This window comes from Prevotella melaninogenica (assembly GCF_003609775.1).
GTDB lineage: Bacteria > Bacteroidota > Bacteroidia > Bacteroidales > Bacteroidaceae > Prevotella > Prevotella melaninogenica_A.
Window position 1 is genome coordinate 178,873 of record NZ_AP018050.1, and the last position, 25,130, is coordinate 204,002.

At 39.7% G+C, this 25,130-nt stretch carries 19 protein-coding genes and 2 pseudogenes; 3 read left to right on the forward strand and 18 right to left on the reverse strand.

Annotated elements, in window-relative coordinates; translation table 11 throughout:
* Nucleotides 1–53: 53 nt before the first annotated feature.
* From PMEL_RS07680 to tssD, 11 genes are all read right to left on the reverse strand, one after another.
* The gene (locus PMEL_RS07680; protein ID WP_231999445.1) at nt 54–1,151 is read right to left on the reverse strand and encodes a hypothetical protein; all 1,098 of its coding nucleotides are present in this window, start codon (nt 1,149–1,151) and stop codon (nt 54–56) included.
* Nucleotides 1,148–2,020, reverse strand: a complete 873-nt coding sequence (locus PMEL_RS07685; protein ID WP_120174786.1) for a hypothetical protein — start codon at nt 2,018–2,020, stop codon at nt 1,148–1,150. Before PMEL_RS07685 ends, PMEL_RS07680 begins: the two co-directional genes overlap by 4 nt.
* A gap of 56 nt (nt 2,021–2,076) precedes the next feature.
* Entirely contained in the window at nt 2,077–3,555 is a 1,479-nt protein-coding gene (locus PMEL_RS07690) for a phage baseplate assembly protein V (RefSeq protein ID WP_231999446.1), read from the reverse strand.
* 132 nt (nt 3,556–3,687) lie between these two features.
* Entirely contained in the window at nt 3,688–4,410 is a 723-nt protein-coding gene (locus PMEL_RS07695) for a hypothetical protein (protein ID WP_120174788.1), read from the reverse strand.
* 14 nt (nt 4,411–4,424) lie between these two features.
* Nucleotides 4,425–5,144 carry a hypothetical protein gene (locus PMEL_RS07700; RefSeq protein WP_120174789.1) on the reverse strand — a complete coding sequence of 240 codons (720 nt, stop codon included), beginning with the start codon at nt 5,142–5,144 and terminating at the stop codon, nt 4,425–4,427.
* Between the two features lie 14 nt (nt 5,145–5,158).
* On the reverse strand, nt 5,159–5,881 hold the full coding sequence (locus PMEL_RS07705; RefSeq protein WP_120174790.1) for a hypothetical protein: 723 nt from the start codon (nt 5,879–5,881) through the stop codon (nt 5,159–5,161).
* A gap of 14 nt (nt 5,882–5,895) precedes the next feature.
* Nucleotides 5,896–6,615, reverse strand: coding sequence for a hypothetical protein (locus PMEL_RS07710; protein WP_120174791.1), 720 nt, complete (start codon nt 6,613–6,615; stop codon nt 5,896–5,898).
* Entirely contained in the window at nt 6,605–7,888 is a 1,284-nt protein-coding gene (locus PMEL_RS07715; protein ID WP_120174792.1) for a hypothetical protein, read from the reverse strand. Before PMEL_RS07715 ends, PMEL_RS07710 begins: the two co-directional genes overlap by 11 nt.
* A 4-nt stretch (nt 7,889–7,892) precedes the next feature.
* On the reverse strand, nt 7,893–8,798 hold the full coding sequence (locus tag PMEL_RS07720; RefSeq protein ID WP_120174793.1) for a hypothetical protein: 906 nt from the start codon (nt 8,796–8,798) through the stop codon (nt 7,893–7,895).
* A 16-nt stretch (nt 8,799–8,814) separates the two neighbouring features.
* The gene (locus PMEL_RS07725) at nt 8,815–10,608 is read right to left on the reverse strand and encodes a type VI secretion system Vgr family protein (protein ID WP_120174794.1); all 1,794 of its coding nucleotides are present in this window, start codon (nt 10,606–10,608) and stop codon (nt 8,815–8,817) included.
* A gap of 175 nt (nt 10,609–10,783) precedes the next feature.
* Nucleotides 10,784–11,182: a type VI secretion system tube protein TssD gene (gene tssD / locus PMEL_RS07730; RefSeq protein ID WP_120173669.1), complete on the reverse strand. Its 399-nt coding sequence runs from the start codon at nt 11,180–11,182 to the stop codon at nt 10,784–10,786.
* 582 nt (nt 11,183–11,764) lie between these two features.
* Between tssD and PMEL_RS07735 the strand changes: the two genes are divergently transcribed.
* Together PMEL_RS07735 and PMEL_RS07740 are read left to right on the forward strand one after the other, a co-directional pair.
* Complete coding sequence (locus PMEL_RS07735) at nt 11,765–12,835, forward strand: ISL3 family transposase (RefSeq protein WP_231999447.1); 1,071 nt, start codon at nt 11,765–11,767, stop codon at nt 12,833–12,835.
* A 392-nt stretch (nt 12,836–13,227) separates the two neighbouring features.
* Nucleotides 13,228–14,007: pseudogene (locus tag PMEL_RS07740) on the forward strand (IS982 family transposase); the annotation flags it as partial.
* A 537-nt stretch (nt 14,008–14,544) separates the two neighbouring features.
* On the opposite strand, the gene PMEL_RS07750 reads toward PMEL_RS07740, so the two are convergent.
* The 7 genes and pseudogenes from PMEL_RS07750 to PMEL_RS07780 form a co-directional block, all read right to left on the reverse strand.
* Nucleotides 14,545–15,933 (reverse strand): DUF5458 family protein, encoded by a 1,389-nt coding sequence (locus PMEL_RS07750; RefSeq protein WP_231999448.1) that lies wholly within the window; start codon nt 15,931–15,933, stop codon nt 14,545–14,547.
* 20 nt (nt 15,934–15,953) lie between these two features.
* Nucleotides 15,954–16,412 carry a hypothetical protein gene (locus PMEL_RS07755; protein WP_120174795.1) on the reverse strand — a complete coding sequence of 153 codons (459 nt, stop codon included), beginning with the start codon at nt 16,410–16,412 and terminating at the stop codon, nt 15,954–15,956.
* Between the two features lie 1,116 nt (nt 16,413–17,528).
* Nucleotides 17,529–17,682, reverse strand: a pseudogene (locus PMEL_RS12365) (MATE family efflux transporter); the annotation flags it as partial.
* A gap of 61 nt (nt 17,683–17,743) precedes the next feature.
* Nucleotides 17,744–19,240 (reverse strand): alpha/beta hydrolase, encoded by a 1,497-nt coding sequence (locus PMEL_RS07765; RefSeq protein ID WP_120174796.1) that lies wholly within the window; start codon nt 19,238–19,240, stop codon nt 17,744–17,746.
* A gap of 41 nt (nt 19,241–19,281) precedes the next feature.
* Nucleotides 19,282–19,917, reverse strand: coding sequence for a nitroreductase family protein (locus PMEL_RS07770; RefSeq protein ID WP_120174797.1), 636 nt, complete (start codon nt 19,915–19,917; stop codon nt 19,282–19,284).
* Between the two features lie 5 nt (nt 19,918–19,922).
* Nucleotides 19,923–21,017, reverse strand: coding sequence for an FMN-binding protein (locus PMEL_RS07775; protein ID WP_120174798.1), 1,095 nt, complete (start codon nt 21,015–21,017; stop codon nt 19,923–19,925).
* Nucleotides 21,018–21,103: 86 nt separating this feature from the next.
* Nucleotides 21,104–21,346: a hypothetical protein gene (locus tag PMEL_RS07780; protein WP_145985357.1), complete on the reverse strand. Its 243-nt coding sequence runs from the start codon at nt 21,344–21,346 to the stop codon at nt 21,104–21,106.
* Nucleotides 21,347–22,857: 1,511 nt separating this feature from the next.
* On the opposite strand from PMEL_RS07780, the gene PMEL_RS07785 reads away from it, so the two are divergent.
* On the forward strand, nt 22,858–25,113 hold the full coding sequence (locus PMEL_RS07785) for a TonB-dependent receptor family protein (protein ID WP_120174800.1): 2,256 nt from the start codon (nt 22,858–22,860) through the stop codon (nt 25,111–25,113).
* Nucleotides 25,114–25,130 lie beyond the last annotated feature (17 nt).

Genomic DNA, 25,130 nt, shown 5'->3' on the forward strand with positions numbered 1-25,130 from the left:
TATCCTTATCTACATCTGTTTTTATGACCTTAGATGCAGTTTGACCAGCTATGTTAACTCCTATACATATTCCATTTACTACAAAAAAAATCTTTAAGGCTTTTTAGTACATTTTCCTTCAAAGCCATGTTTTTACTTAATGAAGCGTTTCTCAATTTAACTTCTGTAGAAACTTCTTTCATATATTTGCCCAGAAGCTTATTAAGTTCACTTTTGGGCATACCCGTATGATAAGCAGGGTCTGCCTTCACACGCCCCCATGAGACTTTCATTACCTCTCCTGTCGCCAGAGTACCAATGTTTAGCTTAGTATTAATGTCAGCCTGATTAGTATAAGGAGGTATTACTTTACTATCTCCTGGTTGATTAGAAGTTCCCTTTTTAACTTTATCTATAATTTTCTCATCATTATCTTTTTTCTTCGAACTTTCATATTTATCATAGTCACCAGCAGTAATCCAATTTGCTAATGCCGTTGAACTACTATTTTGAATAATATCAATGCTTTTTCCTATCGCATAACCACTACCTATTAGTCCTGCAGTTACTATTCCTGCAGCAGTAGTGCCCATTAGTCCTCCGCCAAATCCTGTAAAAACTTTAGCTGCAATTTGCCCTAAGCCAGCAAGTCCAGCACCCAAAGCAGCACCCTCTAATATGTCTAGACTATTTTTAAAGAAGAATACTGTTGCATTTCTACTAGCCACTGACTTATCAAAAAATAATTGTATATTACCAGAAGGTAAAAAACCTAAGGGAGTACAAGTTATTTGAGCGGTGTGTACTAAAGCTTTGTTGCCAGAAATCAAAACATTTGGATGCTCGCTGCCAGATAGCCATGGTGTTTCTTTAAGACAGAAATAGCATAACATTGAACCAAGAGTAAAACTCCCAAGCATACCCACTATAGTTGCTATGATTACAACAGCTAAAGGTCCTAATGTTGTTGCTAATGCAAATACTATAGCTGCAACAGCAGCAGCAATAATACCAGCCCAAACACAACTGAAATTTGTAGGCTTATCTTTCAATGTTGCAATAAGTTTACCTTTACTGGTTTTGACAGTTGTTTGAGATGTAACTATCATCTTTCCCATTTTCATCCCATTTGTACATACGGCAAATGTTCCTGCGGGTACTAGTGCTTTCATAAATTTTCTTTTATCAGTTCAATCTTGCATACTACATCGGAAACTATCGGTTCTAACACCTCACTTATAGTTAGTTCAATAGAGTTTGGCCAACGATTTTTATTATCTTTCTCTACTGAACAAAATAAATCATATTTATATTCTCCCATCTGTTTCTTTAAGAATGGGAAGTTTTTTATAAATTCTGACTTGATCTCAGATTCTTCTTTTCTATGTTTATTCTTAAAAATTAGTAGATATGCTGGTGTATCACAAAAGTGGACAATATCATCTAATAAAATAGAAATTCGTTTATTAATTTGAGGAAATAAAAGTGACGATGTATTATAAAAAAAAGTCTTATCGGTTTCTTTTATCACTCCATTAAAAGACAATAAACCCATCCCGAGAGTCTTATACAATGTCGTTTTATTAAGTTCTTCTGCAAAAGATTGCGAACCATGAGCATATTGCTGATCTCCATCTGATATAATTTTGGAAATCTCTGCTGATGGGTCTGTTATATCAGCTTTAATGCTTTCCCATTTTTCGTGTAGTTCTGAAAAATTCAATATATCTTTCAACTTACCACCTAAGTCCATTGATACAAGTAAGTGTGACTGAATATCATTAACTTTATCAAGTAAGTCTATATATTTTCGCTCTGGAAATTCTAAACCATAGTTATTGGCTTGGTTTAGTATTCTAATGTCAAGCAAATAATGGTTACCAACAATCTCTGAGCAAATGACGCTCATTTCCATTTTTGAACTTGTCTCAAATAGGGGGTTACCGGAAATTGTATACTTAGATTTTGTTACAACCTGATATTTCCTAATAATATTATCAGGGAATACCTCAGCTTTAGTAAAGATATTTTTGTTGTCCATTATATATTATACGTATTTTTTGTTTGTTTATTTATAATAATATCTGAAGTTCGTAATTAATTTATTATTATATTTGAATCCCCTGATAATATTATATCATCTTGAACTAACATTTTACTATCTTCTCCTTTTTTTATCTCAGTTTTTGTTGAACCATTGACATATATATTCGGAGATTCCAGCGTAATGCTTGATTCATTTATTATAATCTTACTTGACTTAACTGATAATGTTATTGTTGAATTTCCATCCAGTGTTATGTTTCCTGCACTGTCCATATTTAGCAAACACTTTCCCTTACCGACATTCACAGAAGCATTATTTCCTGCACTTACCGAGTGAGTAGCTTTTGCGTTCAACGTAGAGTTACCTCCACCATCAAAGTTCATGCTTACACCGCCTTTATCGTGTAGTGTTACGCTACCTGCAGAATCATCAAGCTTAAGCGAACTACCGCTTCGTGTGGTGAGGCTCTTGCAGTTATTTCCCTGGCCACCGCCACCACCAGTTGTTCCATTAAAGAGGCTACCCAAAACGTTTGGTCTTGCTGGATCACCATGGCGGAAGCCGAGGAGGACTTGGTCGCCTACCTCTGGGATGAATACAAAACCACGGTTGCTCTTTACATCGTCACTGCTACCGCCATCTGGTGTCATCACACGCACCCAACCTGTCTGCATACCATTTGTCTGCCAGTTCATACGCACACGAACACGTCCCTTGCCCTGTGGGTCAGCATTGCTGAGTACAGTTGCCATCTGTGTCTCTGCTAATGGCATACGTACCTTTGGACTTGGCAGTGCTTTTATCGTTGCAGGGATAGCCTTAAAGCGGTTCTTGTAGTAGCTGCCTTGGCTCACCTCGTGGGTTATTTCGGTAATGATGAAGTTACCTAAACTCTCCTTAGATATATTTCCTATACGTTCCAAGAAAGAACTGTAAAGACTTACCACAGAGCCTACACGTAGGGTTGGCACCTGACTCTCTGCTGTGATATAATGTGTCTCAGCCGTCTCAGCCGCCTGCTTACGACCCATGTATCCAATGAGTTCTGACTCATCGCTTATACGTGGCAATGCACGCTGTCTTGCTGGCTTGGAGAATAACCCGAGTGATGCACGAAAGGCATCGCCCGATAGTTTATCATGTCCAATAGCTTGGTCTGGTGTCATTCTCTCCATCTCACGGTCCGAACCAGAGTGGTAAGAGAATACCTGCTCTGAACGTGCGAGGGTCTGCAAACCAATATCAAGTGACGATAGCGTCGTGCCATATTCCAGCCTAATTGGGTCAGCCAATTTCTTTGGTTTTCCGAAGATTAGTTTAGTTCCATCGTAATACATCCACTCTTGATACTGATGAGCAAGACGACGGACAAAGTCGAAGTCGGACTCTTCATATTGACAGATATAGTCCTTATTCTCTTTGTATTCAGGATTTAACTCTAATTGCACCTTAGCTTGTTCGCATAGCTTCTTAACCACATCCCCAATGGTTGTGTCATTCCATGAGAAGCAGCTATGTGCAGTCTCCATTCTGTAAGTTGCAGAGTAGCCAGAAACGATAATACATTCAAAAAGGGGGGGCAAGCACTGAAATTCCAAATGCTTGTAATCCATATCTTCCCCAATTTCCTTTGCAACTTCCCATCATTATAAATTTTTAGATTATTCGTCTTCAAACAATCTTTCGAACTCGTCTTCTGGTAGAAGATAACGCAGGTAATACTCTGCAAACTTATAGTTAACAGAGTCTGGTGTGTTGCGCATACGTTGAACAGCCTTGGGTGGGAGATAGAAATCTACCATAATTTCTCCAGGAAAACGTCTATCTTTCCTTAATGCATTTTTATTCCGCTCTTCTATATCATCACCTGAGATAATTCTATGTAGAAAGACTGGCATTGGCTTTTCTATCGTTCCGTATGATTTATCCTTCCATTGTTTACGATTGACATAGACTGAAAGCACCATGTTTGGACGCATCAGTCGACATTGTATACCTGCAGCATCATAATGCCGATTGTAAAGCCCAACAATTTCATCTATACCACCTACAATCCATATAATTTCAAAATATTTCTTATATTGTGAAATATAACACTTTTCAATGCTTGCAAGTATCCTTTGTTTTTGTTTACCATCACCAGTCAAGACTTCTGTTCGATGAGTAAATTCACCAGATGAGAAATCAAATAGGTTAGTGGGTAGCACTATTTTTATACTATCCCACTGACTTACGTATGTCTTTGTATATGCCACAGCATCACGATTTCCCTTAAAATGTTCAATGATAGGATTAATAAGATAAAACAATAGTGGACCAAGCACTGAAATTCCAAATGCTTGTAATCCATATCTTCCCCAATTCCCTTTGCTACTTCCCATCATAATGAACTTTTAGATTATTCTTCTTCAAACAATCTTTCAAACTCGTCTTCTGGAAGAAGATAACGCAAGTAATATTCTGCAAACTTATAGTTAACAGAGTCTGGCGTGTTGCGCATACGTTGGACAGCCTCAGGGGGAAGATAACTATCTACAAATCTTCCACCAGGTTGAAGACTATCTCTCCAAAGCGCAAATTTATTTCGTTCTTCTATATTATCTCCAGAGATAATTCGATGTAGAAAGACTGGCATAGGCTTTTCTTTTGTTCCGTATGATTTATCCTTCCATTGTTTACGATTGACATAGACTGATAGCACCATACCAGCACGCATTAAACCATTTTGAACGCCTGCTGCATCATAATGACGACCATAATGACCTACAAACTCATCTATTCCACGAATCCATATTAGTTCAAAGTACTTTCTATATTGTGGAATATAGTATTTTTTTATACCAGCTGAAATTCTTATCTTTTTTTTCTTATTTTCTATAAGAATTTTATTACGATTAGTACCTCCTTGTAAGGTTTGTTCAAACAGATTGTTTGGTAATACAAGTCTGATACTATCCCACTGACTTACGTATGTCTTTGTATATGCCACAGCATCACGATTTCCTTCAAAATGCTCAATAATAGGCTCAATAACCTGAAACAAGAGGGGACCAAGCACTGAAATTCCAAATGCTTGTAATCCGTATCTTCCCCAATTTCCTTTGCTACTTCCCATCATAATGAACTTTTACATTATTCTTCTTCAAATAGCCTTTCAAACTCGTCTTCGGGTAAGAGATAACGCAAGTAATACTCTGCAAACTTATAGTTAACAGAATCTGGCGTGTTGCGCATACGTTGGACAGCCTTGGGTGGGAGATAACTATCAACAAAGTCTCCACCTGGTTGAAGACTATCTCTCCAGAGCGCAAGCTTGTTTCGTTCTTCTATATTATCACCTGAGATAATTCTATGTAAAAATACTGGCATAGGCTTTTCTTTCGTTCCATATGATTTATCCTTCCATTGTTTACGATTGACATAGACAGATAATATCATACCTAGGAACATTAAGCCATTTTGAATACCTGCTGCATCATAACGACGGTTATGATGACCTACAAACTCATCTACACCAATAATCCATATCAATTCAAAATTCTTTTTATACTGAGGAATATAATATCTTTTATTGCTGGCATATATTCTCTGACTTTGTTTTTTATCATATTTTATTACCTTGACATGACTTACTCCTTCTCCTTGCAAGGTTTGATCAAATAGGTTTTCTGGTAAAACAAGTCTAATACTATCCCATTGACTTACGTATGTCTTTGTATATGCGACAGCATCACGATTTCCCTTAAAATGTTCAATGATAGGATTAATAAGATAAAACAAGAGTGGTCCAAGCACTGAAATTCCAAATGCTTGTAATCCATATCTTCCCCAATTTCCTTTATTACTTCCTATCATAATATCCCTTTAGATTATTTTTCTTCAAACAATCTTTCGAACTCGTCTTCTGGTAAAAGATAACGCAAGTAATACTCTGCAAACTTATAGTTAACAGAATCTGGCGTGTTGCGCATACGTTGAACAGCCTTGGGTGGGAGATAGAAATCTACAAATCTTCCTCCAGGTTGAAGACTATCTCTCCAGAGCGCAAGCTTGTTCCGCTCTTCTATATCATCACCAGAGATAATTCTATGTAGAAAAACTGGCATAGGTTTTTCTTTTGTTCCGTATGATTTATCCTTCCATTGTTTACGATTGACATAGACTGATAGTACCATGTTTGGACGCATCAGTTGACATTGTATACCTGCAGCATCATGACGACGTTGATAATGCCCAACAATTTCATCTATACCACCTACAATCCATATAATCTTAAAATATTTCTTGTATTGTGTAATATAATATTGTTCAAAGCTTGCATATATCCTCTGTTTTTGTTTACCATCACCTGTCAAAACTTTTGTTCGTTGAGGTATTTCACCAGATGAGAAGTCGTACAAGTTAGTGGGTAGCACTATTTTTATACTATCCCACTGACTTACGTATGTCTTTGTATATGCGACAGCATCACGATTTCCCTTAAAATGCTCAATGATAGGATTAATAAGATAAAACAAGAGGGGACCAAGCACTGAAATTCCAAATGCTTGTAATCCATATCTTCCCCAATTTCCTTTGCTACTTCCCATCTGATACTATTTTTGATTTATTCTTATCATCACTATTTATTTGTTGTACTTCTCGAACTATATCACGTGTCATATTAAACTCTTCTTCCTTGAATTTACTGTCAATAAGCATATTAACCGCAGAACCAGCAATACCCATTCCAAAGCCAATTAATCCTCCTATAAACTCTCCTTTTGCATATTGAGCCTTTTGTGTAGCCTGCTTTGCAACATTTCCTTTATGGTTTGCCCTTTGGCGTTCACCTTTAGCTCGTCCTTTCATTTTATCACTCGAGCTGTTAGAAATCTTTTGCTCTCGTCTTGCAGCTTTGCCTTCTGCTTTTTGATGCTTTTCGATAGCTTTAGCTTTGTTCTGTTTACTTTCTTTATATTTACCCCAATTCTCCTTAGCGTCATTATATGTTCCTTTTCCTCTTTTCTTTTCAATACCTTCTTCCTTTGCAATATCATAAGCTTCGTCCTCAATCTTTTCTTGGTAATCATATTCAAATTCTTTGTCTTCGTGTAGCATCTCATACTGATCTATATTCAGGTCATCATCAGCATATCCGTCAAAGCCATCTTTTAAAGCAGCAATCGCCGTTATAGCCATAGAAACAGGGTTAGCAGCACCTGTTGCACCGCTTATTACACCTTGAATAAATTGATTCAAATATTCTTGATTAATTATTTCATGATTGTTATCTGATATCATACGTGCTGCCTGTGCAGCCAACCCATCGTCAATGATGAGCGTAACAATTCCTCCTTGTGGACATGGAATAAAAGAATGCGATAATATAGCTTTTTCTCCTTCAATGATTGTACTTGGAAGTCCCATATCCCATGTAGCATCTAATGATGCGTCACATAAATGTTCCAAATCATACCCTAACTTAAATATACTACCCCCAAAAGTCAGTGCCCCAATCATCACTGATGCGGCAATTTCACCTCCCATCGCAGGTAAGACAGCAGCTCCAATTCCAGCAACAATACCTCCTGCCAAACCTCCAGTTGCAATCGTTGCTGCTATAAGAGCAATAGCTCCTGCTACAACAAGAGCACCTACTGCTATGCCAAAGAGTGATGCTATAACTCCACCCCATTTCATCTGTGGCACTCTACATTCAAAACAATTACTGATTTTGGTGTCTACAATACGTAGCACAGGCTTGTCATCCTTTGTCAATGCTGTACAGATTCTTGAGGGTGTTCCTATTTTCAATGGAGAAGGAATTGTCATATTGGTACAGACAACGTTAGTCCCCAATTCAATATATTGTTCGCTCATCTTCTTAAACTATTTGTCGGATTTTACAGTGAATTGTTAAGTTCAGGTTATTAACAATTTCTTCAATGATATAGCATTCCGCCTCCTGAACATATCTCTCCTTTTCATTTAGTAGCACATGTGAATTAAATTGTGCGTTGTATGAAGAGAAACTATATTGAATTGAAGGCTTAAAACGCTCGTCATACTCTTTCTTAATTCGTTCAGAGAGTTTTACAGAATCTGAAACAGAACTCTTAAGTTCATAAATAACAGACTCTACGGATTCTTTCTGTATACGAGGCGTAAGTGTCATCGGAAACTTTACACCTTGAAATAGCTGTGATGGAAATTCTATATCTGTTGTTGCTGCGTAGTTAGGCTTACCAACAAGATAGCCATCAAATAACAGCAGGAATATCATTTTTCCATAGAACTCAGCCATTAGGAGTTTTTCGTCTACGATAACTTTCTCCATTGAGTCTATAAAAGCATTTACATTCTCTTTTGTGTCAGCTGAACGAAGGAAACTATAATTATCCAGCATGTTCTTCTTATACTCCTGCCATTTCTCAACAATCTCATTATGATTGACAATACCTACCATTTTACCAGTTGCCATGTCAATATCAAAAACAGACTCGAATTTTAGTTTTTCTAAGTCTATGATCATATCCAAAGGCTTCTGATAACTTGGTGGATAAACGGAAACAAACTGCTCCAGCAGCTTACAATAAGCATTCATCGCAGGACGTTTAAGATTCTCTGCCCACTCAAATTGATAATCTGACTTTGTTCTGATAGTACAAGCTGGTACACCATTTAGTTTTGTAATGATGGTTTGCTCACATCTATATTTATTTGTTTTTAGGCGCATATTATCTTTTTCTGCGCACTGCTCATGTACCTCTTGCCAATATGTTTTTTTCATAAATGAAAATAAAATGTTAGTTAATCTTCACAGGGTCACCCTTCAAGGACAGCTTTGGTCCTTCAATATCGGTTTCACCGTTAATCTTATTATTTGTTCCTGTTACTGTGTTGTTTTTTCCTGTTATAGAATTGTTCTCAGCCTCCAAGATTATATTCTTACTGCTGATTCGTACTTCGTCTCCTTTGATTGTAATTGTACTACCACCAACCGTCAATGTTATCTGTGTTTTACCAGAAAGGTCAATGTTTCCACTACTATCCATTGTGAGAACACTTGAACCACCTTTTCCCACAGATGTTGTAGCCTTAGAAGCTGCATTAAGGCTTTGATTTCCTCCACCATCAAAGTTCATGCTTACACCACCTTTGTCGTGTAGTGTTACGCTACCTGCAGAGTCGTCAAGTTTAAGGGAGCTACCGCTTCGTGTGGTGAGACTCTTGCAGTTATTGCCCTGGCCACCGCCACCACCAGTTGTTCCATTAAAGAGGCTACCCAAAACGTATGGTCTTGCTGGGTCACCATGGCGGAAACCGAGGAGGACTTGGTCACCTACCTCTGGGATGAATACAAAACCACGGTTGCTCTTTACATCGTCACTGCTACCGCCATCTGGTGTCATCACACGCACCCAACCTGTCTGCATACCATTCGTTTGCCAGTTCATACGCACACGAACACGGCCCTTGCCCTGTGGGTCAGCATTGCTAAGTACAGTTGCCATCTGTGTCTCGGCTAATGGCATACGTACCTTTGGACTTGGTAGTGCCTTTATCGTTGCAGGGATAGCCTTAAAGCGGTTTTTGTAGTAGCTACCTTGGCTCACCTCGTGGGTTATCTCAATAATGATAAAGTTACCCAAGCTCTCCTTAGATATATTTCCTATACGCTCTAAGAATGAGCTGTAAAGACTTACAACAGAGCCTACACGCAGGGTTGGCACCTGACTCTCTGCTGTGATGTAATGTGTCTCAGCCGTCTCAGCCGCTTGCTTACGCCCCATGTAGTTAATGAGTTCCGACTCATCGCTTATACGTGGCAATGCACGCTGTCTTGCTGGTTTTGAGAACAATCCTAATGATGCACGGAAGGCATCGCCTGATAGTTTATCATGTCCAATGGCTTGGTCTGGTGTCATTCTCTCCATCTCACGGTCTGAACCAGAGTGGTAAGAGAACACCTGCTCTGAACGTGCGAGGGTCTGCAAACCGATATCAAGTGACGACAGCGTCGTACCATATTCCAGCCTAATTGGGTCAGCCAATTTCTTTGGTTTTCCGAAGATTAGTTTAGTTCCATCGTAATACATCCACTCTTGATACTGATGGGCAAGACGACGGATAAAGTCGAAGTCGGACTCTTCATATTGACAGATATAGTCCTTGTTCTCTTTGAATTCAGGATTTAACTCTAATTGCACCTTAGCTTGTTCGCATAGCTTCTTAACCACATCCCCAATGGTAGTATCATTCCATGAGAAGCAGCTATGTGCAGTCTCCATTCTGTAAGTTGTAGAATAACCAGAAACGATGATACACCCAAAGTCACTTCCTTCTCTGTGTAACTGTATGTTTGTCACCACACCCACGAAAATCGGTGTTCCAGCAGCTTTCACCACGATGCTTTCACCCAGCCACTTTTTACTGTTCTCGCTGATGTTGTGCACATATCTATTGCCACCAGATTCAAGTTCAACCGACATTTGGAATCGGTGATGTTTACCTATGTTTTGTTCGATTTGTAGAGAAATAAAAGAAGAAAGAGACTTCTTTCCTACGCTGATAGTGATTGGATTAAATGGAATTGACATTGGATGTTTGTGTTTGAAGTTTAAAAGCTAATTAGCTTATGTGTCATTATATTTAGAATCTTAAGGGAAAGCAATCAGAGTATATAGGATTGTAACAACTCTCCCTTTAAGTAAAAAATGGAAAAGGACTATGCCGAGCATAGTTTGCCCTGCATAGTCCTTATGTTTCCTAAGCTTATGTGCGAGGCCAACGGTTGTCGAGCTCTGCATTACCCACTGTGATATTCTCAGCAGAGAAAGTCATAGCGATGGTCATAGGAGCCTCGTTGTTAACGTCGAGTGTCTCCTTGTAGTGAACGATGTATGCATTCTTGAAAGAAATCTCCTTCATCTTAGCATCTTCTTCGCTCTTCTTGTAGATAATCTTACCCTCAACAGGCTTGAACTGGCTGTTAAGCATAGCCTCGATGGTAGAAGTGTCATCAGTAGACTCGATAGTTACACTGATGCGACCGCCAGAGATGCTTGATGCAGGCTGACCCTTCTTGTCAGTTGTACGGCTGAACTCGTAGTTAGAAAAGAGTACATCATACTCCTTACCACCTAATTCCAAAGTTGCTCTAAATGAACTCATAATTGAAAAGTTTTTTAAGTTGTTAGAAAAAAAAATGATTAATAAGGCACCCTTATTATCTCCTAATATTATAGGGAAATAAAAAAGAGAAAACCTCAACAACTTCTTGAAGTCCCCTCTGTACGGCTGTTAAACAGTCTTGCTCTTGGAAAGAAGAGGAAGATTCACAATCTGTTGTTTTACGACATCAAAAGTAGAAAGATATTTTTATAAAAACAAAAGAAAAACATAAAATAACATGGGATTAACATCTGATAAGCTTAATTCTTACCTTACTTCGAAAGTAGAAGGAACACCTAATCATTATAAGAATAAACTTGTCAACTTATCAATTTATTTAGGTTCTTCAGGAATTTGGAGTGATAAAATAGATAAAATAAAAAAGAAACCGCTGTAAATATTGTATATTTGAATAAGCACAAACAAATGTACAAAGATGAACAGCAGTTTCCTATATCATGCTTGGGGGGGCTTTACACCCATGAATGCACTTGTGAAGAATACAAAGGTAATAGAATTATTTTGCATGTACAAGCAAAAGAGCGAATAAGATGTTGCCCTTGTTGTGAGGCTCGCTCTGTTGTGAAAAACGGATATCGCCTGCGGAACTTTATCGGACTTCTCATAGGTGGCAAGCGAGTAACTATCCGCATGAAGGTGCAACGCTATAAATGTAAGGAATGTGATTTCGACCAGCAGGAGAATATTCCCTTTGCTACCGGCAGTCGCAGCTATACTCATCGCTTTGCCAAGTATGTAGTAGATTTACTTCGTGGTATGACGCTTCAGGATGTATCGAATCATCTGGGTGTATCATGGGATACGGTAAAGGAAATACACTCCTCTTACCTTGAGCGTCATTATAGCCCTCCATATTTAGATGGTGTAGAGAATATTGGTATAGATGAGTTTGCTGTTAAGAAAGGACATGTCTATAAGACAATAGTCGTGGATTTGGACAGTGGCAGGGTAATCTATGTTGGCGAAGGAAAGGGTACGAAAGCTCTGAAGAAATTCTGGCGGAAAGTCAAACGTAAGAATATAAAGATAAAACATGTGGCAACAGACCTGTCTGCGGCTTTCATAGCCTCTGTTATGGAGAACTGTCCCGATGCAGTACATCTGTTTGATCATTTCCATGTAGTGAAGTTAATGAACGAGAAACTTGACGATATCAGACGTAAAGTTTATAGTATGGAGAAAGATATAAATAAGCGTAAAGTACTCAAAGGAACAAGGTATCTGCTACTCGGCAATGGTGAGGACATCTTTGATAAACAGCACAAAACAAGGCTTGAGAATGCTTTAGCTATGAATGAGCCATTGTCAAAAGCATACTATTTGAAGGAACAACTGCGTCAGATATGGTCGCAACCCACGAAAGATATGGCAGAAAAAGTGCTTGATGACTGGATAAGGCAGGCTGAACAAAGTAAGATAGCCCAACTACAGAAAATGGATGTTATTGTGAAAACCTATAAGAAAGGAATCCTTGCCTGGTACGATTGCCATCTATCAATAGGAAAAGTCGAAGGCATCAATAACAAGATTAAAGTAATGAAACGAAATGCGTATGGATTCAGGGATGAGAGGTACTTTACACTAAGACTCTATGCACTGCATGACTGCCGTATCACTCGAAATGTCGGATGAATCTAAAAAATCATTACATAATTTCGAATAAAATATCTATAAATAAAGACAAAAGCACGTGTAAAAAGCAAGTTTACAACTAACAGAGAATCAGTTAGTTATAAAGTTGTGCAAGAAAAGGTGCTTAATTGGACTTCAAAAGGGCGTTAGTAACACTCCAAAAGGGCATCTTTTGCAAGGCAATTAGGTGTCTTTTAGAAGCCAAAAGAGCATGTGTTGGTTTTGAGTTGCGTGAAAATAGTTTACAAGTGTCGATTAATAAGGGAATAAGCAGTTTGTAGAAGACAGAAAGATATGCTAATGGATAGACATTTTTTATTTGCCTTTTCTACATTATATCTTGTAGTTTATCCCCTTTATATACTAATGGGATATATCTATCCATTTAACGGAAGAACCAGATTATGACTATTTTGGTATGCTATCATTTCGGCGTATATCACAATTTCAAGGAGTATTATTTGAATTGGTTCAAAGGGGTGATGCTTCAGGATTTTCCCGATGCGGTTTCCTATAACCGCTTCGTTGAACTCATGCCAAGAGTGTTCTTTAAGATGATGCTGTTCATGAAACTCTATGCTTTCGGCAAGTGTACGGGTATAACGTTTGTTGATAGCACAATGATACCCGTATGTCACAATGTACGACGATATTACAACAAGGTTTTTGCCAGCCTTGCCAAGGACGGAAAGGGCACTATGGGATGGTGCCATGGATTCAAGCTGCACCTGCTATGTAATGACTCTGGTGAAGTGATAACGTTCTGTCTTACAGGAGCAAATGTGGATGACAGGGATAGCAGAGTATGGACGGTGTTTGCAAAGGTCTTGTTTGGGAAGGTCTTTGCTGATAAAGGATACATCAAGCAGGAACTCTTTGAGAGCCTGTTCGGTCAAGGTATCCAACTCGTTCATGGGCTCAAGGCTAAGATGAAGAACAAACTGATGCCTATGTGGGACAAGATTATGCTGAGGAAAAGATATATCATCGAGTGCTTTAACGAACTGCTCAAAAACAAAGCCAACCTTGTTCACTCAAGACACCGCTCGATACACAACTTTATCATGAACTTGTGTTCTGCCCTTACAGCATACTGCTTCTTTGAGAACAAGCCAGAGGCACTGCCGGTGTATGTACAAAAACCAAGGCAGTTAGAACGTTTTTCATGCTAAACTTATCCCGAACTCAAGTAGTGCAATAGAGGCTATTCATAAAGAAGTGGATCTAAGATTTCTCCAACTCTATCTCAACGAGTATTGTTGGAAGTTCAACCGTCGATTCTTCCGGGACAGTAAGCTACCGAAGTATGATTTATTTTATAAACTCATAAGGACTGCTGCAAATTACACATCTGATATAAAGTGGAGAAACTATAATACAGGGTATTAACATTTATTAGTCCGAACATCACCACACAGAAAGATAGTTTTACAAGAAGTAGTATTTTAACAGCAGTAGGAATGTCATTCTTAACCCCCAGTCGGTCATTAGACCACAATATGTATAATTCTTATTACTATATATGCTTAGGCTTTAATGACCGATTGGAGTTAAAACTCAATAAAAAAGAAGTTTATAGATGGATGCATAAATACAAAAAAGTAGGCTGGAATGACCAGCCTACTAATTTTCCATTACATCTAAAAATCTGAATGTAAGAAACAAGTCTTATCACTCTAAAATTCTAAAGACTCAGAAATAAGGGGAACTTATTTATCTTGTGAGTACTGGCTTTCCCAGTTAGCCTCTTCTGGTTCTTCACCCTTACGACCCTCGAGCTGAATAACGAAGCTCTTTGCAGGGAAGTATGGAGTGATGTGAATATCAAGTAATACACGATCCTTCTGGTTTGGATCTTGCTCAATTCTCATCACTCGGAACTTCTCAATCAGACGAGTTGGCCCCTGTATGCTATCAAGGAACTTCACAATCTGGCTTCTCAAGTCAGCCTCTGTACGAGTTGTCCAGTTCTCGAATGCGCGGCGGTTCAGGAAGTCGAATAGAACCTTAGAGATATAATCGAATACACGAACAACAGAGTAAGTCTGCAATCCAAGGTTATCACCATTGAAGAGTGTTTTAGCAGAGAATGCCATCACCTTACTATACTCGTTGACCATTGGTACAAGACCCATGCGTTCGATTTCTGAAATCTCGCTTTTCTTCAAATCGAAACGTACGCTTTCAACATCATTAAGACCACCAAATTTCTTTCCGGCAACTACCTGTGACATCAATGTGCTGTAAATCTTACCTGCGAGAGCAGATGAGCCTGGTACGTAAAGATTGTCTTCTTCTCCTACCTGTACTACCTTCTGGCGTCCTAAAAGCCAGTTACATGTCATAATGATGTTTGACTTGTATACATCTCCACCAGAATGGTCAGCATTAAAGAAGACATCAACAACATCGTCTGGCGTTTCCAAATCCTGGAAGTCAGTTAGAAGCATAACCTTATTGCTGTGTGCAATCTTACCCCACTTGTCAAGGACAGCGTTAGATCCCAAATATCCAGGGATGACAAGCAAAGAATAGTTACGACGAAGGTCGAGACGGTCGAAGTTATGCTTAAGCTCGTTGCTGATATAGTCAATGAAAACAGGATTGTCTAAGTCTGTCAATTGATCCATCTCAGCATTGACAATAGTGATATTCTTAACCTTCTGACTCTCTGTATTGCGATAGAATAAAGCAACTGAACGATAAGAAGTCTCAAGCTCACGTGTACGAGCCAAAACCTTACTAAGATTCTTATTCAGTAAGTCCTCAACATGCAAGGCTCTTTCCTTAGCCTTATCTCTCATCTGTTCAGCTGACTGACCAGATTTTAAGAGATCAATCCAAACTTCAAGACGATTAGCTAAAACCTTACGATCATTCTCCCATTGTGCATCAGAGAGGAAGATGTTTCGGCGTGCCTTACGTGAAGGATTCAGATTAGAAAAGCCGTCAATGATATTCTCTAAGAAAGTAAATCCGCCATACTCTTTCAGTTTGTCAAGCGCACTGGCAGCAGAAGAGGTTCCCTGCTGTGCAATAGTACTCTTACTTATAGAAGGAGCCTGCTGTTCTTTAGCCTTTATTTTATTATTGTCCATTTTTAATTTAGTTTTTATTCTTACTTGGCTTCTGTGTTCTTAATTTCGTCAAGCGAACTCTGTAACAAATCTATTACAGCTTGACGGGTTTCTGGATTAGCCAAAGCTTTCAATAAGGCTTTATTTGATGAAAGCTGACGAGCAATCTTTATATTCTGCTCTTTCTCAACATCAAGTTTACTAAGGAAAGCACTATTCTCTTTTAGCTTTTCCGAGTCAAAATCTCCAAGATTCTTAAAGTGCATTGTCTCTGTAACATCTTCACCGTTATCATCTTGCATCTCAAGTGTAACAGATGGCGAGAAATGTTCGAAGACATCTTCTACTGTTTGTAAACCATAAACCGTTTCAGGGCTTACTGGAGCCTCATCGGTTAATTTTTGTACTAATAACGTTCTGTTGGAAGGGATGTCGGCAATTGACTCATTAGCGTCAACATTTACCTCATTACCTCCGATTCCATAATCATAAATGGCCATATTTATTATCTTTAAGTTTTATCTAATAGTTACAAATATACTCAAATCAGGTACAAAGCTATAAAAATTATACGTAATTCTCGCAATTTAAATGTGAAAAGACATTTATAAGCTAATTTTTATTATATTTTGCTGAATGTTTTTCTCAAAATAGGTTGTCTAAGAAGCACTTTTTATACAAACTACTTTATAAAGTCCATTACGCCTGAAGAGAAGTTTATAAATAGATTCATAAATATAAAAAAGTAGGCAGGAATGACCAACCAATCAATTGTCTGCTACTCAAAATTGCGAAACCTATCTTCATAGATGTTGTAAGATAAATGCTAAAAGAGTATTGGTAACATCCTTCAGAGTGCATGAAAGACCTACTTTTGCAAGTGTTCTATAGTAGACTCTGACTTCATGCTTATACTCCTTTATTAAGTCTACCTCACTCCTCACTGTTTTTTTTGATGAACCTACAGTTATAGTGTTTCCTTCGGAGACTGTTCCCTACAACTAATCATCACTATTACATTTAGAGAAAATAGTCTTTTCTATGGTTCTTCAGGAATTTGGAGTGATAAAATAGATAAAATAAAAAAGAAACCGCTGTAAATATTGTATATTTGAATAAGCACAAACAAATGTACAAAGATGAACAGCAGTTTCCTATATCATGCTTGGGGGGCTTTACACCCACGAATGCACTTGTGAAGAATACAAAGGTAATAGAATTATTTTGCATGTACAAGCAAAAGAGCGAATAAGATGTTGCCCTTGTTGTGGGGCTCGCTCTGTTGTGAAAAACGGATATCGCCTGTGGGACTTTATTGGATTTTTCCGAAATATGGGGTCATAAAGTAATCCTACTACATATAAAAGTCACACAGAGAGTGGGAGAACACGGAGATGAAAACATAAAGACAATATCACGGAGGTGCCGAAGGCACAAAGAGCGACAGAGCCGTAGTGTACGTATTGTTGAAAGCTCTGATAATAAACGTCTTTAAAACTCGCAAATATCCTCTGATGCTCCACGCACCAACGGTGCCCTCTGTACTCTCCATTTCTCTGTGTGACGTTTCTTCAAAGTTCTAATATCAAAAGGTATCACTCCAAATTACTGAAGATCCAGAAAAAAGAGAAGGCCTGTATGAAGAACATCACACTGAAGACGATACCTACCGCAGCAGTGGATTGCGTATTAATCTTACCTACAAAAGAACGTATCGACCAGATTATACATACTGGTCAGCAGCATAGAGATGATGGTAGATATAGCCATGGCGCCTATCACACGATGGATAGGCGCCTGGGGCAGGAATGTATATTTATCGCTCACTGCTTTATTTTACAATCTTAGCTATCCAGCTGAAGAGTTCTTTCAGGGCATAGTCGCCACTGTGAGGACGGTTCCAAGGTAGCTTGAAGTTAACATCCTTACCCGCATTCTGTAGCTTTGTAGCCAAATTGATGGCAATAGGGAAAGCAGTATCACGGTCGCGAGCACCATGTCGGATATACCAGTGAGGAGCAACAGAGGTAGCTGTATCACCGATGAAATACATAGGATTCAGCAGGCGGACATTGTCTTTTATCTCGTCAGACAATGTGCTACCCGTCTTTGCAGCAGCCCATGCCGTAAAGTTAACATCAGAACCTTGCTCGTTTCCAAACTCACCGTTCTCACCACTTGCAGCTGCTCCGTCCACGTTGTAGCTGTCAAAAGATGGTACACCCTTGAGGGGTTGCGTACTTACTACGTAGTTAAGATACTTGTTCATATCAAGGTCTGTGATATATTCACCAACCTTTTTTCCGCCACCCATCATCATCGGAGGCATACCGCCACCCATTCCTGCAGGTCGTGCCATACCTACACCGCCATTGATAGGAGCCTGAATAGCTGCCTCACTGCTGAATGTAAAACCGATAGAATCAGGGATGACTGCACCTGCATCTTTAGCATCCTGAGCACTACGGATAATAATCTGCTTGATATAGTCAAGATAATTGTCGGCATTTAGCAGTGTACCATCAGGCTTTTTCAAGCCAAGTGAGTTGATATAAGATGGGAACTGTGCTGCCAATTCCTTTATCAATGTCTGCTTACTTGCAGCGAGGCTCTTGCGACTATCAGTATTGCCATACAACCATTCGTATGCCATATCCGCATGATCGAGGTCGGTAATCGGGCAATAGCATACACTCGCAAAGATATCATCACGTCCGTCGGCTGCACCCATAGCCTTGAGCAGGGGCTCATAGGCTGGGTTATTGCCTGTTGCACCCATCAAACTCGACATCGCTCCACCTGCACTGGTACCGTCAGTAATAATCTTCTCCGTATTACCCGGTATCAGGTTATCAAAGTGACGCAGGTAACGGATAGCCGCTTTTAAGTCAAGCAGGGCTTTCGGAGCACGACCAGTATAAACCGTCTTCTTTCCTTTCTTTACGGTAGAAGTACGGCCACGGCTACCGGGAATAACGAGAACATAGCCCTCAGCCAAAGCGCGTCCACTGGCATCCTCTGCTTGTGGGTCACCTGCCTGACTTGCCATATAGCCTCCTACGTAAGTACGAAGGAAGATAGGTGTCTGCTCGTTAGCCCCTTCTGGCACAAAGATATTCATATACTGATAGGTAGAATCTTCTACATTGGTAACAAAATAAAGTTTATTATAAGCAGTGTAGTTTACTACTTTGCCATCAGGCATTGTCAATGATGCCTTCACTCCACTCTCAGGATTAAACTGCAGAGCACTTGTCTTTGGTTTCTTAGCAGCATTCATATTCATTGCGAGCATCATTCCTAAGGATGCAATCATTAGTTTCTTCATATTTATTGTTTTATTGAAATTGCTTTTATATCTTACGCTTATTACTCCTCACCATAGGTGTTGTATGAAATGTTTTCCGTATTCCATTTATCCTTCGGACTCACATCAGCATCAGGATAACCAATGACAATCGTGTTTAGTGGAATTAACGACTCTGGGAGTCCGAGTACCTTAGCCACGTCAGTACAACGTTCTTTGGAAGGGTAGATGCCTGTCCACACGGCTCCAAGTCCCATTCCTGTAGCAGCTAAGAGAATATTCTCCGAAGCTGCAGAGCAATCCTGAATCCAGAACTCACGTGCATTACCTTCAGCCGCCTTTTTCATATCACCACAAACAACGATAGCCAGTGGAGCCTTTGCTGCCATAGCAGCATAGGGATTAGCCTCAGAAAGTTCTTTTAACTGACTTTTATCCGTAATAACTACAAAATGCCAAGGCTGTTTGTTCATTGCTGTTGGGGCAGCCATTCCTGCACGAAGCAGTTTTTCTATCTTCTCCTTTTCAACAGTTTTATTCTCATAAGAGCGGATAGATGTGCGCTTGAGAATCGTATGGAGTACTACTTCGGAGCTATCTTGTTCCTTACCTTTGTCATTCCCAGTTACAGCAAGTTTATAACTAAGGAATACAAGTGCAATGGCAAGCACTGCATTGATAATCATTGAAATCTTCATATCGGTTATTTCTTGTTTTTTAAAGTTGACTGTTGGCTATATTTAAAGAGCGATCCTGTTGGGCAAACAAAGCGACAGTAAGGTCGAATAATCACCGTAGAGAGTACCACAAAGACGACAGCAATAACGATAACTACCCACGAGGCAGACTGGAAAACAAAAGCAGAGAATGGCTCATAGTCAATCCAATCGAACCATACACCTGTCCACAGACATAGCATAAGAACTGCCCACAGCAGCTGTCGGAACAGATCTAAACGTTTAGCCGTCTTTGGTTTCATTTTGATTTTGTAGCCTACACATTTCCCAGCAAGCTCTTGCAGCGAACCAAATGGACATATATGCGTACAATAATATGACTTCTTGCCAAAGAGGGGGTACACAAATGCGGTAATAAGCATAATAACGGGTACTATCAGTGTCAACACATTCATACCATTTGACATATAACTAACGATTGATGTATAGTTCAGGAACGAGCCACACCAAAAGCCCAATACTATCACATTGAGAATCTGTTGGCTTATCCTGTATCGTCTATCCTTGACAAAGAGCGGTACGATGGCAGCCAAAAGTACTACTATTAGTCCTGCTATAGCCTTGCTTGAGAAGTCCATCTTCGCCCATATTGAATCCTGTACAGGATTCTTTGCGGCATACTGAAGTCCACGCTGTACGTTGCCGATGATAGCCTTTGACGAGAATGTAGCACCTGAAACGGCATCCACTTTTAGCTTCTGAGCCTCTTCTACGGTATGTCCGTTCCATTTGGTCAGAAGTGCTGAAGCCTCCTTAAAGAAGTCGGGTGTCTCTGAATTTTCAAGTGCCTTGACACTCTTTATCTTACCATTTTCCAAGGTAATCTCTAAGGGAACGGTTCCTCCGTAGCCTATGATATCCTTACCAAGTTCAGTAGTATTCAACCTAACCGAACCATCTTCAAGGACAACCATTGTCTCTGTCTTTGCTGAATCCGTTTGTTGCTGTTTCAATTCACGTCCTACAACCTTTCCATCTCTACGAATACTGACTGCTATAACCAGCAGAACACAAGTCAGCAAAGATAGCAACTGCTGTAGTTTTCCTGAATAATTACTCATATTATTGTCTTATAATCTTTCCTTCATATACCTTCCACATCAGCTTTAACGTCTGATATGAAAGAGGTTTTATTTCTTCCATGCACCTACAACATAACGATATAACCACGCTTTGCCAACTCTGGATTGGGCAGAAAGCCCATATAATCCTCATCAGAGTACATTACAACAACACCGATACCGGTTTTAGTTGTTTTAGTTGTTGGCTGATAGACAACTGCCGACTGATGAATTAACTTTTCATATTCCATAGAATAAGTTGCACCTTCTGCCATAACAGGAACCATATTCATTACAAGTCCCATAACAAATAATAAAATTTTCTTCATTGTTTTGACTCCTAAATATTACTACTATCACATATTCATACACACGTGTATGGACAAAAATGGAGTTACTTCGGCTGAGATTGAATGCCCTGGTTTCTACCAAAACCATGTATATGACGAATACTAATAACGAAGGTTTAATCTCATCCCTCATCTTTTTATCCTACTAACAGCTGCGAAGAAGGAAAATCATACTCTATCTTATTAATGTATCATCCTTCCATCAGGCTGGGAAACGTCCATCTCTCCACTTACCATATAGACCAACGTATACTCTATCACCATATTTTCACAAAGCATATTCTTGTCCACGTGACATAAGAACGTGACATAAGAAAAACATATCTGCCTAATTATTTACACCGATATCCTGATTGAAATCTATACCTTTATTGGCTCTTTCGTTAAATGGATAGATTGGAAACAGAATAAAGACTTATTGCTTACACGCTATGACTTTCCAGAATCAATGGTCTTACAAAGGGGACAAGCTATAAGATAGAATGTAGGAAAGACAAACACATACTATACCTATCATTACCATATCTCTCTGTCTTCTACAAACAACTTATTTCCATAGAAACCAATGGTTGTAAACTATTTTCGTATTACTCATAACCGATATATGCTCTTTTGGCTTTGAAAAGACGCCTAATTGAGTTGCAATAGATGCCCTTTTGAAGTCTAACTAACGCCCTTTTGAAGTCCAATTGGGCACCTTTTTCTTATAGACTTCATAACAAACTGATTTGCTGATGGTTGCAAACTTGCCTTTTATACGTATTTTACTGCTTTATTTTAAGTATTACAGACAAGTTTATGTAATGATTTTTCAGCATCTTATCTGCAAAATCTTCGATGTGTCAAAAGAAAAGGTTTTCTGTATAGGAAGATAAATATAGCAGACGACCAAGACAGTCTTAGCCCTCTTTTTGTTCAATGAAAACCTTTAGCTCTTTTTCGTAAAAGCTATACGGAAAGTATCTACGCATTTAACGGAAGAACCCCCTTTATTTCCATATCCGATTTATTATTTTCTGGATATAAAGGTATAGATAAATTTAACACAAACCAATCATTAAAGATTAAACATATTTTTGTTTTATTATCGAGTAGAGTGTTTGGCTTTGTAACGCAGGCGTAGCGGGCTACGTCAAGTTATAAAGACAGACAAGACGCAGATAAGAAAACGCTTGCAGTGACTGTCCATCGTAGTGATAAACCAAAAGTAAGCTTTAAGTTTTATGAATCAAAAAAGGCAAAAACTCATCATTTTCTATGAGGGAGAAGGGCAAAAAATCCCTCTTTATGCACTTTTCAATCATCAAAATACCCATAAATGAGTATTGTTGTGGAGAATAAGTTTTATTAACTTTGCACTCCATTTTAAAAACAATATTAATATTTATAAACAATAAGTAGACTTACGTGCTTAGCAACATATACAAACCTGTTGAGATATGTAGAAATATCAAGGGATAAAAAAAGCATTGTAAGGCAAAAATATCACTATGCATTATAGAATGAAGATGCTGCCTCTGCTCCTCGCACTGACAACAGCCAGTGGGTATGCCCAGAACTCACAAGACAGCCTGTCCAGACCAAAGAGCATACTGACAGATTCGGTTCATAAACTGACGGAGGTAGTAGTAAGTTCAAATCAGATGTTGGGTAGTAAGTTTGAAGCCAGCAACCGTACCGGTTCAGCTTATTATATTTCTCCAGCAGAGATTCTGAAATTCGGCTATACGGATATCAACCGTATGCTCAAGAGCGTTCCCGGTGTGAACGTGTATGAAGAAGACGGTTACGGTCTACGACCAAATATCAGTTTGCGTGGTACAAAGGCTGAGCGAAGCGAGCGCATCTCACTAATGGAGGATGGTGTGTTAGCTGCACCTGCACCTTACTCAGCTCCTGCCGCTTACTATTTCCCAAATGCTGGACGTATGTATGCCATCGAGGTATTAAAGGGAAGTAGTCAGGTGCAGTACGGTCCGTTTACCACGGGTGGTGCCATTAACATGGTGTCTACGCCAGTACCTTCGAAGTTTACAGCCCGCTTGAACACCTCCTACGGCAGCTATAACACACTGAAGTCGTATGTAAGTATTGGAAACGGCTTCAAGCATACAGGATTCCTTGTAGAGTATCTTCGATATCAGTCTGACGGATTCCGCAAAGACGAGCCAAATGAGCGTACAGGCTTCAAGCGTAACGACCTTATTGCAAAATTCTTGGTACGTACGAATAAAGATGAAGGTATAAACCACCTGCTCGAACTAAAGTTCGGCTTTGCCAATGAGACTTCAGACGAAACCTATCTGGGACTATCAGAAAGCGATTTCGCACATCACCCTTACTTCCGTTATGCTGGTGCACAGAAAGACAACCTTAAAACCCGTCACACACAATGGGTAGCAACCTATCTGATTGAATCGGGTAATAAATTGAAGATAACAACCAATCTATATTATAACTATTTCTTCCGTAACTGGTATAAACTCAATGAGGTTCGAGCTGGTATTACTAAGGCTGAGCGTCGTTCTATATCTGATGTATTAGCTGACCCTGAAACTAATCAGGACTACTTCGACATCGTTACAGGTAAGAAGAACTATGCCGGTGAAGCACTGATGTTGCGTGCCAACAACCGTGTGTACCATTCGCGCGGTATACAGTCGAAGGCTGAATATCGCACAATGCTGTGGGGTGGCTACTTGACAGCCGAGATGGGACTGCGCTATCATGCCGACAGCGAAGACCGTTTCCAGCATGACGACGCCTATGCTATGCAGGATGGCAGAATGAGTCTCTTCCTTGCTGGTCTGCCTGGCAGCCAATCGAACCGTATCACTACGGCACACGCCTTCTCGGGCTACTGGATGGGAAAATGGTCGAAGGGTATTGTCACCTTTAATGTAGGTATGCGCTATGAAGACGTAGAACTGCTGAACCGCAATTACACCACATCAGACCTCCGCCGCACAGGTATGGTGCGCATCGAGACACCTAACCATGCACGCGCGCTCCTTCCAGGTGCGGGCTTCAATATCAAGCTACTACCTGAGCTCTCGTTCATCGGTGGTATCCATAAAGGTTTTGCACCACCAAGTGCAACGCTTGACCAGAAAGCAGAGAGCAGTGTGAACATCGAGTCGGGACTACGCTTTACTACGAAGAAACTGCGTTGTGAGGCAATAGCCTTTGTCAACAACTATTCAAATATGTTAGGTAGTGACCTTGCTGCACAGGGCGGTCAGGGTACACTTGAACAGTTCAATGTGGGCAAGGCAATGGTAAATGGTCTGGAACTTCTGTGTACCTATCACCCACTGCCACGCCATCTGGGATTCCAGTTGCCTATCCAACTCTCCTACACCTACACAAATACCAAGATGAAGAACGACTTTGTTAGTTCAGCTTGGGGTTCGGTAGTCTATGGCGACGAGATACCTTATATATATAAGCACGCCTTCAATGCACAGATAGGTCTGGAGCATAAGTTAGTAGAAGCCAACTTCGGTGTACGCTACAATAGCGATATGCGTACCGCACCAGGACACGGACGTATAGCAGAGCGTGAGAAGATTCCAGCACACCTCATCTTAGATGCTACAGTGAAGGGGCACGTAAGTAAGAAGTTAACACTGACGCTAAATGCCATCAACCTGACTAACAAGAAATATCTCGTTTCACGTCATCCATCAGGACTGCGTGCCGGTCATCCTTTTGGTATCTATGGCGGTCTGCAATTGAAACTGTAAGGCAGCAGGCAAACCAT